Here is a 12,214-nt window from a genome sequence, read left to right as displayed (position 1 = left end):
TTATGTTAATTTTTACTGATACATTTCTGTGTTGGTCTAATTTTGATATGGAGCTATTGTTAACGATTTTTTATCGTTCATCTAGTTTTTGCATGATGATATTTTTGATTTATGTGGAGTTAGACACGATTTGTAAATGATTTGCAATGCATCGTAAATTCAAACCAATAGCAGAGATTATTGGATTGATAATATCTCCTATCATACCTTTCAAGAAGTTTCTACCCATCCGACCATATTGCTTTAAGTGACCTATTATTGGTTCTATGGCACTGCGTCTCTTGATCATAGACTTGTCCTCTTGTAACAACTTCTTCCGCGTTTTTGGGGTATATACCTTACTCTTCTCCTTTACATTGCTACCACTATACCCAAGATCAACAAATGATTTCTTTATCTTGATTCCAGTGACACTCTCTACTGCTTCAAAGCTCTGATGCAATGTATGACCATCATAAGGATTATTATGAAACGATTTTGCGGATAAAACAAAATTTCTACGACCACTTACTACTACCGCTACTTTATTGCCAAACTCATATGGCTTGTTGCGTTTTCCCTTTCCTATACACTCTACTTCAGGGGCATGAAAACTATATAATACTTTGTTATCTTCTTTATATTGCTTTTTAGCTTCTCTTTTTAAAACAGATTGGTTATGTATTTGTTTTATTTTTTGCAATACTTCTTGATTTTTGAGAGACAAGTTTAATTGCTTATTTTTGATCTCACGCTCACATACTCTAATCAAACGACCCAGTAATATTTTTAAATGCTTCATTATTTTCCAACGCTTCTTGGCTTTACTATGTTCTTTATATTTCCATAGCTTTACTATATCGCGTTTATAGGTTCTAGCGTATGTTTCATTCAAATGTATACCCAAACTGTTGCAAAGCTTTACTATGCTAAGCCTAGCTTTATCCATTAAATAAACATCGTGTGGGTGTTTGATATTCTTAATTTGTACAGTCGTATCAGCGATGATTAATTCCAAATCTTTTTTTTTAATTGTGTTAGTTTTTATCCCAACCCTGATCAACTCCGATAATATCTCATTATATCCAGCTTCACCTAATACACTACGAAACCGTCGTATACTAGTTTCCGAGATAGCTATGTCTTTTTCTATATATTCCCACCCGCAGAAATACTGCCAATACATATTCTCTTTTAGCTCTTCCTCTGATAATGAATCTGAAAAATTATACATTGCTTGTAGCATCGTTATGCCAAGCATCACTCTATGACATTTTCTATTTCTACCAAATTTCTTAATACAAACATTTTTTGATAACCACTCTTCGAGCCTAGACCAATTTATTAATTCTCTTAATTTATATAGCTTATTATTTGGGTTTAATTCTTCTTTTAATTTATAACCAAACAGTTTCCCTTGTTCTTGCGATTTGATAATGTTGTCTATTGGCATTGACTGAAATCCATAAGGTTTATGACCATATTTTATCATTTTCTTACGGATTGTTGTATTACTTCTTGTCTTAAAACCATATTATCTATAAGGCTTGTAGAGTGTAGAAGTCAAGATTTGATCTTACAGACACTATAAATTTCGTACCTGATTGTCAGTTAAATTTTGACTGTCAGATACATATTCAAGATACAAGATTTCATTATTCTTTTCAACAGCTAATTTCTTACTATCCTTAAAAGTTTGCATAGGAGTTTTACCATAACAATATTTACCAGAATGAGGTCTTTCATTATTGAAATACTCTAGCCAGATATCAAGATCTAATTGTAGGTCATCAAGATTTGTATAAATCTTTTTCCGCATAGCTGTATCAAAGAATTCTTGTTTCATTGTTTTATTAAAACGCTCACACATACCGTTTGTTTGAGGAGAATATGCTTTAGTAGTAGTATGCTCTATACCTTCGATACTTAGAAATAATTCAAAAGCATGATGCTCTATATTCCCCTTATATTCTGACCCACGATCTGTAAGAATACGAAGTATTGGTATCCCTTGAGTCTCATACCATGGTAACACTCGGTCATTAAGCATATCAGCAGCAGTTAAAGCTGTTTTATCAGTATATAGTTTAACATCAGCTACTCTGCTGTAGCTATCAATAAATACCTGAGAATAAACCTTACCTATACCCTTAAAGTTGCCTACATAATATGTATCTTGGCATCCTAGATACCCTGGATGCTGTGTCTCAATTTCTCCATGAGCTTCTTTTTCATTACGACGCTTCTCTAGCACTTGTAATTGTGCCTCAGTAAGCACAATACCATCTTGAGCCATTTTTGCTTCTAATGCTTTAAGTCTTTTACTGATGTTGTTTAAATCATTACGTAACCAAATTGATCTTACTCCCCCAGGTGATACAAGTACACCAGTTTTTTTAAGCTCATTTGATACTCTTAGCTGACCATATGCTGGATATTCTATTGCCATATCTAGTACTGCTTTCTCTACAGCAGGATCAACTCTATTCGCTATTATTGGCTTTCTTCGACTAATTTCATACAACGCTTCTTCGCCACCAGTTTCATACAGTTCTTTAAATCTGTAATAACTATCTCTACTATATCCCATCGCTTTACATGCTGATGATATACTACCAAGGCTCTTAGCTAATTCAAGTAAACCTAATTTTGGTTTTATTATTTTTTGATTTAAGTTCATTCTTTATCTCCATTTAATAATTAATTTATTTTACTAAATGTAAGATATAATCTCAACTATTACAGATAAAGCTATGTTACGTAAACGATCATTAATTGAATCAGTATTTAATATACTAAAGGCTCTGTCTCATCAATTGTGTAAATTTCGTGAACCATTAAATTCTACCATCAAATTTGATCATAAAATGAGCCATAGCTTCATTCCAATTGGGGATAGGCATAGACCATTTTTTGGCTCTGTCTCATCAATTGTGTAAATTTCGTGAACCATTAAATTCTACCATCAAATTTGATCATAAAATGAGCCATAGCTCCATTTCAATTGGGGATAGGCATAGACCATTTTTTGGTAATATAATCAATTGTCAGATATAAAACCTTAAATACTGCGTCATCATTTGGAAAGATGCGTTTATTCTTAGTAACTTTTCTCAATTGGCTATTCAGCGATTCTATCGCATTTGTAGTGTAAATAATCTTACGAATCTCCTTTGGATATTGCAAGAAAATTATCAAATTATCCCAATTATTATACCAAGATTTAGCTATATGCGGATATTGCTTACTCCATTTTTGATCAAATGACTCAAGAGCTAATTCTGCTTCTTTTTCAGTAGCAGAAGTATAGATTAGTTTCAAATCCGCTGCTAATTGCTTTCTATCTTTATATGATACATATTTGAGGCTATTCCTGATCTGCTGGACAATACAAATTTGATGTTCAGTTTTCGGATATACTGATGCAATAGCATCAGACATACCAGTTAGATTATCACTACAAGCAATTAAGATATCTTTTACTCCTCGATTCTTCATTTCAGTAAAATTACCAAGCCAAAATTTAGCTCCTTCATTCTCACTTATCCATAAGCCTAAAATATCCTTTCTGCCAGATAAATCTATTCCTAAAGCTACATATACTGATTTAATAAATTCGCAGAACTAAATTTGCCTATCCCCGAGGCAAGCCTACGGGGTATTTACGGCAAATTTTCCTGCGGACCGTCCTGCTTTGATTCAAATAATCGTGGCAAGCCACGGGGAATTTAACCCAACAGAGATTAATCCATTCTGACTTAGTACTGTTTTTAAATCTACTCCGCCTTTTATCAGCAAATCTATTGCTTCATTTATTTTTTTATTCTTCTCTATTTGTATTTCTGTTACCTATATTTTTAATTACTTCTAATATAGGCTCAACAAAAATTTACACAATCATTGCAAAAGACTCGAACCTAGAGCATACAAGGCATAGATCTCCTGTTAATTTCTTGGTGCATATTCTAGCTTGTGTTACTTCTTATGCTATCACTCAATCTCGTATAAAACTTGATGCTTTAGCTCCAGAACAACTGCTCTTATCCTAAATTGGCGTTCTCAAGGAGCATGATATCCAAATTTCAATGAATGGCAAAGGTAGAAGTATTGATAATATAGTAATAGAAAGGTTTTTTAGAACTTTAAAATATAATTGTATCTTTGTATAATAATTGGGATAATTTGATAATTTTCTTGCAATATCCAAAGGAGATTCGTAAGATTATTTACACTACAAATGCGATAGAATCGCTGAATAGCCAATTGAGAAAAGTTACTAAGAATAAACGCATCTTTCCAAATGATGACGCAGTATTTAAGGTTTTATATCTGACAATTGATTATATTACCATTACACAATTGATGGAAACAGCGCCAATTTGATGGTAGAGATGAAACAGAGCCCTTGTATCTTGAATATGTATCTGACAGTCAAAATTTAACTGACAATCAGGTGCGAAATTTATAGTGTCTGTAAGATCAAATCTTGACTTCTACACATAAATATGCATTCGTAGCTCAGCTGGATAGAGTATTGCCCTCCGAAGGCAAAGGTCGTTGGTTCGAATCCAATCGAATGCACCAATAGGATGGTCATAGGTTTGATAAATTCTTATTATCTCCAAAGCTCCTTATACTGATTGTGATTTCCGTTATTGCTTCTATTATTTGCATTGGCACGCTTAATGCTTGGGTACTAACTAACTAGTGGGCAGATTGCTTTAGGGCTTGCCGAAGATGGTTTATTACCGAAATATAGCTTATTTCACTAAGGTCCTTACATCTGAAGTTTTGGCTCTGTCTCATCAATTGTGTAAATTTCGTGAACCATTAAATTCTACCATCAAATTTGATCATAAAATGAGCCATAGCTCCATTTCAATTGGGGATAGGCATAGACCATTTTTTGGTAATATAATCAATTGTCAGATATAAAACCTTAAATACTGCGTCATCATTTGGAAAGATGCGTTTATTCTTAGTAACTTTTCTCAATTGGCTATTCAGCGATTCTATCGCATTTGTAGTGTAAATAATCTTACGAATCTCCTTTGGATATTGCAAGAAAATTATCAAATTATCCCAATTATTATACCAAGATTTAGCTATATGCGGATATTGCTTACTCCATTTTTGATCAAATGACTCAAGAGCTAATTCTGCTTCTTTTTCAGTAGCAGAAGTATAGATTAGTTTCAAATCCGCTGCTAATTGCTTTCTATCTTTATATGATACATATTTGAGGCTATTCCTGATCTGCTGGACAATACAAATTTGATGTTCAGTTTTCGGATATACTGATGCAATAGCATCAGACATACCAGTTAGATTATCACTACAAGCAATTAAGATATCTTTTACTCCTCGATTCTTCATTTCAGTAAAATTACCAAGCCAAAATTTAGCTCCTTCATTCTCACTTATCCATAAGCCTAAAATATCCTTTCTGCCAGATAAATCTATTCCTAAAGCTACATATACTGATTTAATAAATTCGCAGAACTAAATTTGCCTATCCCCGAGGCAAGCCTACGGGGTATTTACGGCAAATTTTCCTGCGGACCGTCCTGCTTTGATTCAAATAATCGTGGCAAGCCACGGGGAATTTAACCCAACAGAGATTAATCCATTCTGACTTAGTACTGTTTTTAAATCTACTCCGCCTTTTATCAGCAAATCTATTGCTTCATTTATTTTTTTATTCTTCTCTATTTGTATTTCTGTTACCTATATTTTTAATTACTTCTAATATAGGCTCAACAAAAATTTACACAATCATTGCAAAAGACTCGAACCTAGAGCATACAAGGCATAGATCTCCTGTTAATTTCTTGGTGCATATTCTAGCTTGTGTTACTTCTTATGCTATCACTCAATCTCGTATAAAACTTGATGCTTTAGCTCCAGAACAACTGCTCTTATCCTAAATTGGCGTTCTCAAGGAGCATGATATCCAAATTTCAATGAATGGCAAAGGTAGAAGTATTGATAATATAGTAATAGAAAGGTTTTTTAGAACTTTAAAATATAATTGTATCTTTGTATAATAATTGGGATAATTTGATAATTTTCTTGCAATATCCAAAGGAGATTCGTAAGATTATTTACACTACAAATGCGATAGAATCGCTGAATAGCCAATTGAGAAAAGTTACTAAGAATAAACGCATCTTTCCAAATGATGACGCAGTATTTAAGGTTTTATATCTGACAATTGATTATATTACCATTACACAATTGATGGAAACAGCGCCAATTTGATGGTAGAGATGAAACAGAGCCCTTGTATCTTGAATATGTATCTGACAGTCAAAATTTAACTGACAATCAGGTGCGAAATTTATAGTGTCTGTAAGATCAAATCTTGACTTCTACACATAAATATGCATTCGTAGCTCAGCTGGATAGAGTATTGCCCTCCGAAGGCAAAGGTCGTTGGTTCGAATCCAATCGAATGCACCAATAGGATGGTCATAGGTTTGATAAATTCTTATTATCTCCAAAGCTCCTTATACTGATTGTGATTTCCGTTATTGCTTCTATTATTTGCATTGGCACGCTTAATGCTTGGGTACTAACTAACTAGTGGGCAGATTGCTTTAGGGCTTGCCGAAGATGGTTTATTACCGAAATATAGCTTATTTCACTAAGGTCCTTACATCTGAAGTTTTGGCTCTGTCTCATCAATTGTGTAAATTTCGTGAACCATTAAATTCTACCATCAAATTTGATCATAAAATGAGCCATAGCTTCATTCCAATTGGGGATAGGCATAGACCATTTTTTGGTAATATAATCAATTGTCAGATATAAAACCTTAAATACTGCGTCATCATTTGGAAAGATGCGTTTATTCTTAGTAACTTTTCTCAATTGGCTATTCAGCGATTCTATCGCATTTGTAGTGTAAATAATCTTACGAATCTCCTTTGGATATTGCAAGAAAATTATCAAATTATCCCAATTATTATACCAAGATTTAGCTATATGCGGATATTGCTTACTCCATTTTTGATCAAATGACTCAAGAGCTAATTCTGCTTCTTTTTCAGTAGCAGAAGTATAGATTAGTTTCAAATCCGCTGCTAATTGCTTTCTATCTTTATATGATACATATTTGAGGCTATTCCTGATCTGCTGGACAATACAAATTTGATGTTCAGTTTTCGGATATACTGATGCAATAGCATCAGACATACCAGTTAGATTATCACTACAAGCGAGTCTTTTGCAATGATTGTGTAAATTTTTGTTGAGCCTATATTAGAAGTAATTAAAAATATAGGTAACAGAAATGCAAATAGAGAAGAATAAAAAAATAAATGAAGCAATAGATTTGCTGATAGAAGGCGGAGTAGATTTAAAAACAGTACTAAGTCAGAATGGATTAATTAAGGAATTAACCAAGGGTATTTTAGAGCGAGCACTGCATGCTGAGATGTCAGAACATTTAGGTTATAGCAAGTATGATAGAGCTGAAACTGAGAATGCGAGGAATGGTAGTTTTAGTAAGAATCTGATTAGTGAGAATGGTACTATAGAGATAAATGTTCCAAGAGACAGACAAGGTAAATTTGAACCTATAATAGTCTCAAAGAAACAAACAAGAATAGATGGCTTAGACCAAAAGATAATATCCTTTATATGCGAAGGGTATGAGTGTGTCTGATATTAAAACACGGAAAGTTCTATAATTAATTAAGCCAGATATAATCAATTTTTAATCTCTCAGGGTTTAATTCCCCGAAGCTCTGCTTCGTGATATCATAAGAAACAACTAAAACTTTTTTAGATACCTCGTAGCTCTGCTGCGAGGAGCATCATTTAAATATAGATATATCATGGCTCATTTAACGATAGATGAAAGATTTAAAATATACGAAATGAATAAGAGTGGTTATAGCTCGCGATATATAGGGACAAAGATTGGCCGTGATAAAAGCACTATATGTTATGAACTCAAGAGAATGAGGCATAATTATAGACCAGATAGGGCTAACACACTTGCTTGCAGTTTAAGGCAAGGTAAGAGAAAAAGAAAATTAGATATTGATAATAATTTACGAGCAGAAATAATAAAGCAGTTAACACAGGGTATTTCACCAGATATAATTTCAGGTAGACGTAAACTATCACGAGATACTGTCAATATTTCTACAGAGAGTATATACCAGTTTATTTATACATCTCCTATAGCACAAAGGCAAAAATTATATTTATCTTTAGCAAGAAAAAGGAAAAATAGGTTGCATCATGGTACAAGAATCAGAAACAAAAGAATTACAATACCAAATCGAGTTTCCATTACTGAAAGACCAGAGATAAATAGAAAGATAGCAGCAATAGGTCATTTAGAAGGTGATTTAACTTTTAACAAAGGTAATCAAAGTCGTAATATAGGCGCTCTTGTGGATATCAGAACACAAAAAGTGTTTCTCACTTTAAACCGTTCAAAAAGAACACAAGATGTGATTGGTAACATGAATAAAAAACTTAAACAATTGTCGCATATAATCAAAAGCATAACGTTAGATAATGGCAAAGAATTTACCAATCATGAACAACTATTGCCAAAATCTGAACGAAAAGTATATTTTTGCAATCCTTATTCTCCATGGCAAAAACCATTGATAGAGAAGATTAACTCAATGGTGCACAGAGTATACTCTAAATCTTTAGATATAAAAAAATTAACAATAAAGCAATTACAAGAAATTGAGGATTTTTTAAATAATTTACCAAGAAAAGTGCTCGGTTATAAAACACCCAATGAGGTATGGGAAGAAAATATAAATCTGGCTTAATTAATACTGGAATTTACCCACAATTGCAAGAATTATATGGAGCTGAGATCAGTGAGAGCCTAATCAGCAGGATTACAGATGAAGTAATAGATGAGGTCAAGATTTGGCAGAGTAGACCTCTTGAATCAGTATACCCTATAGTATATTTTGACTGTTTAGTAGTGAAAGTGAGACAAGATAAACTTATTATTAATAAATCAGTATATGTAGCTTTAGGAATAGATTTATCTGGCAGAAAGGATATTTTAGGCTTATGGATAAGTGAGAATGAAGGAGCTAAATTTTGGCTTGGTCATTTTACTGAAATGAAGAATCGAGGAGTAAAAGATATCTTAATTGCTTGTAGTGATAATCTAACTGGTATGTCTGATGCTATTGCATCAGTATATCCGAAAACTGAACATCAAATTTGTATTGTCCACCAGATCAGGAATAGCCTCAAATATGTATCATATAAAGATAGAAAGCAATTAGCAGCGGATTTGAAACTAATCTATACTTCTGCTACTGAAAAAGAAGCAGAATTAGCTCTTGAGTCATTTGATCAAAAATGGAGTAAGCAATATCCGCATATAGCTAAATCTTGGTATAATAATTGGGATAATTTGATAATTTTCTTGCAATATCCAAAGGAGATTCGTAAGATTATTTACACTACAAATGCGATAGAATCGCTGAATAGCCAATTGAGAAAAGTTACTAAGAATAAACGCATCTTTCCAAATGATGACGCAGTATTTAAGGTTTTATATCTGACAATTGATTATATTACCAAAAAATGGTCTATGCCTATCCCCAATTGGAATGAAGCTATGGCTCATTTTATGATCAAATTTGATGGTAGAATTTAATGGTTCACGAAATTTACACAATTGATGAGACAGAGCCCTACAAGCAATTAAGATATCTTTTACTCCTCGATTCTTCATTTCAGTAAAATTACCAAGCCAAAATTTAGCTCCTTCATTCTCACTTATCCATAAGCCTAAAATATCCTTTCTGCCAGATAAATCTATTCCTAAAGCTACATATACTGATTTATTAATCTCTCAGGGTTTAATTCCCCGAAGCTCTGCTTCGTGATATCATAAGAAACAACTAAAACTTTTTTAGATACCTCGTAGCTCTGCTGCGAGGAGCATCATTAATAAGTTTATCTTGTCTTACTTTCACTACTAAACAGTCAAAATATACTATAGGGTATACTGATTCAAGAGGTCTACTCTGCCAAATCTTGACCTCATCTATTACTTCATCTGTAATCCTGCTGATTAGGCTCTCACTGATCTCAGCTCCATATAATTCTTGCAATTGTGTTTTAATATCAGACACACTCATACCCTTCGCATATAAGGATATTATCTTTTGGTCTAAGCCATCTATTCTTGTTTGTTTCTTTGAGACTATTATAGGTTCAAATTTACCTTGTCTGTCTCTTGGAACATTTAGCTCTATAGTACCATTCTCACTAATCAGATTCTTACTAAAACCTCGCATTCTCAGTTTCAGCTCTATCATACTTGCTATAACCTAAATGTTCTGACATCTCAGCATGCAGTGCTCGCTCTAAAATACCCTTGGTTAATTCCTTAATTAATCCATTCTGACTTAGTACTGTTTTTAAATCTACTCCACCTTCTATCAGCAAATCTATTGCTTCATTTATTTTTTTATTCTTCTCTATTTGCATTTCTGTTACCTATATTTTTAATCTCTCAGGGTTTAATTCCCCGAAGCTCTGCTTCGTGATATCATAAGAAACAACTAAAACTTTTTTAGATACCTCGCAGCAGAGCTACGAGGTATCTATCCAAAAAGCTTTAACTGTTTTTGTTGAAATGCTTTATAAGAAGGTTTGCCTGAACCTTGATTCTGTACATAATTACGTAATTTCTGCTCATCACCATGTTTACCTACTGTGCTCATAAAATATCCTTTACTCCAAAACTCACTTCCCCATAATTTTTCTTTAAGATTTGGATATTTCTCAAACATTTTCTTAGAAGTAATACTTTTTATGATTTGAGTTATTTTTGTTGGGCTATACATTGGCATTGACTGTAATAAAAAATGGGTAAATTCCAGTATTAATTAAGCCAGATTTATATTTTCTTCCCATACCTCATTGGGTGTTTTATAACCGAGCACTTTTCTTGGTAAATTATTTAAAAAATCCTCAATTTCTTGTAATTGCTTTATTGTTAATTTTTTTATATCTAAAGATTTAGAGTATACTCTGTGCACCATTGAGTTAATCTTCTCTATCAATGGTTTTTGCCATGGAGAATAAGGATTGCAAAAATATACTTTTCGTTCAGATTTTGGCAATAGTTGTTCATGATTGGTAAATTCTTTGCCATTATCTAACGTTATGCTTTTGATTATATGCGACAATTGTTTAAGTTTTTTATTCATGTTACCAATCACATCTTGTGTTCTTTTTGAACGGTTTAAAGTGAGAAACACTTTTTGTGTTCTGATATCCACAAGAGCGCCTATATTACGACTTTGATTACCTTTGTTAAAAGTTAAATCACCTTCTAAATGACCTATTGCTGCTATCTTTCTATTTATCTCTGGTCTTTCAGTAATGGAAACTCGATTTGGTATTGTAATTCTTTTGTTTCTGATTCTTGTACCATGATGCAACCTATTTTTCCTTTTTCTTGCTAAAGATAAATATAATTTTTGCCTTTGTGCTATAGGAGATGTATAAATAAACTGGTATATACTCTCTGTAGAAATATTGACAGTATCTCGTGATAGTTTACGTCTACCTGAAATTATATCTGGTGAAATACCCTGTGTTAACTGCTTTATTATTTCTGCTCGTAAATTATTATCAATATCTAATTTTCTTTTTCTCTTACCTTGCCTTAAACTGCAAGCAAGTGTGTTAGCCCTATCTGGTCTATAATTATGCCTCATTCTCTTGAGTTCATAACATATAGTGCTTTTATCACGGCCAATCTTTGTCCCTATATATCGCGAGCTATAACCACTCTTATTCATTTCGTATATTTTAAATCTTTCATCTATCGTTAAATGAGCCATGATATATCTATATTTAAATGATGCTCCTCGCAGCAGAGCTACGAGGTATCTAAAAAAGTTTTAGTTGTTTCTTATGATATCACGAAGCAGAGCTTCGGGGAATTAAACCCTGAGAGATTAAAAATTGATTATATCTGGCTTAATTAATTATAGAACTTTCCATGTACGTGATCTTTATCTACTCCTATTTCTAAAAATCTAATTTCATAACGATCTTCTATGTGCTCACAAATTTTACACAAATAATCATCTAGTTCTTGATTGAATATTACTCTTCTATACTTTGCCGGCGTTACTAAATGATATATTCGTACTGTGACATTATGACTCTTATGTATATAACTGCTTTCTTCCATTCAAGTAGTATATCACGAAGC

5 protein-coding genes, 2 tRNA genes and 9 pseudogenes are annotated in these 12,214 nt (G+C 32.8%); 7 read left to right on the top strand and 9 right to left on the bottom strand.

Annotated elements, in window-relative coordinates; all coding sequences use genetic code 11:
- Positions 1-109 precede the first annotated feature (109 nt).
- From AAHI98_RS12650 to AAHI98_RS12640, 3 genes and pseudogenes are all read right to left on the bottom strand, one after another.
- A complete protein-coding gene (locus tag AAHI98_RS12650) occupies positions 110-1,471 on the bottom strand; it encodes an IS5 family transposase (RefSeq protein ID WP_342224717.1) in 1,362 nt (453 codons plus the stop codon).
- Positions 1,472-1,564: 93 nt separating this feature from the next.
- Entirely contained in the window at positions 1,565-2,659 is a 1,095-nt protein-coding gene (locus AAHI98_RS12645) for an IS481 family transposase (protein WP_342225236.1), read from the bottom strand.
- A gap of 320 nt (positions 2,660-2,979) precedes the next feature.
- Positions 2,980-3,588 (bottom strand): annotated as a pseudogene (locus AAHI98_RS12640) (IS256 family transposase); the annotation flags it as partial.
- A 543-nt stretch (positions 3,589-4,131) separates the two neighbouring features.
- On the opposite strand from AAHI98_RS12640, the pseudogene AAHI98_RS12635 reads away from it, so the two are divergent.
- Together AAHI98_RS12635 and AAHI98_RS12630 are read left to right on the top strand one after the other, a co-directional pair.
- Positions 4,132-4,329: pseudogene (locus tag AAHI98_RS12635) on the top strand (transposase); the annotation flags it as partial.
- Positions 4,330-4,486: 157 nt separating this feature from the next.
- Positions 4,487-4,563, top strand: a tRNA-Arg gene (locus tag AAHI98_RS12630).
- A gap of 294 nt (positions 4,564-4,857) precedes the next feature.
- Here AAHI98_RS12630 and AAHI98_RS12625 read toward each other — a convergent pair.
- Positions 4,858-5,466: pseudogene (locus tag AAHI98_RS12625) on the bottom strand (IS256 family transposase); the annotation flags it as partial.
- 543 nt (positions 5,467-6,009) lie between these two features.
- Here AAHI98_RS12625 and AAHI98_RS12620 point away from each other — a divergent pair.
- A pseudogene (locus AAHI98_RS12620) lies at positions 6,010-6,207 on the top strand (transposase); the annotation flags it as partial.
- A 157-nt stretch (positions 6,208-6,364) separates the two neighbouring features.
- Positions 6,365-6,441: transfer RNA gene (locus tag AAHI98_RS12615), tRNA-Arg, on the top strand.
- 246 nt (positions 6,442-6,687) lie between these two features.
- Here the strand turns inward: AAHI98_RS12615 and AAHI98_RS12610 are convergent.
- Positions 6,688-7,212, bottom strand: a pseudogene (locus AAHI98_RS12610) (IS256 family transposase); the annotation flags it as partial.
- 67 nt (positions 7,213-7,279) lie between these two features.
- Here AAHI98_RS12610 and AAHI98_RS12605 point away from each other — a divergent pair.
- From AAHI98_RS12605 to AAHI98_RS12595, 3 genes and pseudogenes are all read left to right on the top strand, one after another.
- Positions 7,280-7,661, top strand: a pseudogene (locus AAHI98_RS12605) (transposase); the annotation flags it as partial.
- A gap of 159 nt (positions 7,662-7,820) precedes the next feature.
- Entirely contained in the window at positions 7,821-8,783 is a 963-nt protein-coding gene (locus tag AAHI98_RS12600) for an IS30 family transposase (RefSeq protein WP_342224646.1), read from the top strand.
- A 29-nt stretch (positions 8,784-8,812) separates the two neighbouring features.
- Positions 8,813-9,634: pseudogene (locus tag AAHI98_RS12595) on the top strand (IS256 family transposase); the annotation flags it as partial.
- Positions 9,635-9,673: 39 nt separating this feature from the next.
- On the opposite strand, the pseudogene AAHI98_RS12585 reads toward AAHI98_RS12595, so the two are convergent.
- From AAHI98_RS12585 to AAHI98_RS12565, 4 genes and pseudogenes are all read right to left on the bottom strand, one after another.
- Positions 9,674-10,473, bottom strand: a pseudogene (locus AAHI98_RS12585) (transposase); the annotation flags it as partial.
- Between the two features lie 116 nt (positions 10,474-10,589).
- The gene (gene tnpA / locus AAHI98_RS12575; protein ID WP_342226213.1) at positions 10,590-10,868 is read right to left on the bottom strand and encodes an IS200/IS605 family transposase; all 279 of its coding nucleotides are present in this window, start codon (positions 10,866-10,868) and stop codon (positions 10,590-10,592) included.
- Between the two features lie 6 nt (positions 10,869-10,874).
- Positions 10,875-11,837, bottom strand: coding sequence for an IS30 family transposase (locus AAHI98_RS12570; RefSeq protein WP_342224646.1), 963 nt, complete (start codon positions 11,835-11,837; stop codon positions 10,875-10,877).
- A gap of 161 nt (positions 11,838-11,998) precedes the next feature.
- A pseudogene (locus AAHI98_RS12565) lies at positions 11,999-12,193 on the bottom strand (transposase); the annotation flags it as partial.
- Between the last annotated feature and the right edge of the window lie 21 nt (positions 12,194-12,214).

The organism is Rickettsia endosymbiont of Urophora cardui, assembly GCF_964030725.1.
Classification (GTDB): domain Bacteria; phylum Pseudomonadota; class Alphaproteobacteria; order Rickettsiales; family Rickettsiaceae; genus Rickettsia.
The sequence above is the reverse complement of the archived record's forward strand: the minus strand, read 5'-3'. Positions and strand labels throughout refer to the sequence as shown.

Coding starts and splice junctions, on each gene's coding strand:
- AAHI98_RS12650 (WP_342224717.1), bottom strand. CDS start 1,471: ATGATAAAATATGGTCATAAACCTTATGGATTTCAGTCAATGCCAATA.
- AAHI98_RS12645 (WP_342225236.1), bottom strand. CDS start 2,659: ATGAACTTAAATCAAAAAATAATAAAACCAAAATTAGGTTTACTTGAA.
- AAHI98_RS12600 (WP_342224646.1), top strand. CDS start 7,821: ATGGCTCATTTAACGATAGATGAAAGATTTAAAATATACGAAATGAAT.
- AAHI98_RS12570 (WP_342224646.1), bottom strand. CDS start 11,837: ATGGCTCATTTAACGATAGATGAAAGATTTAAAATATACGAAATGAAT.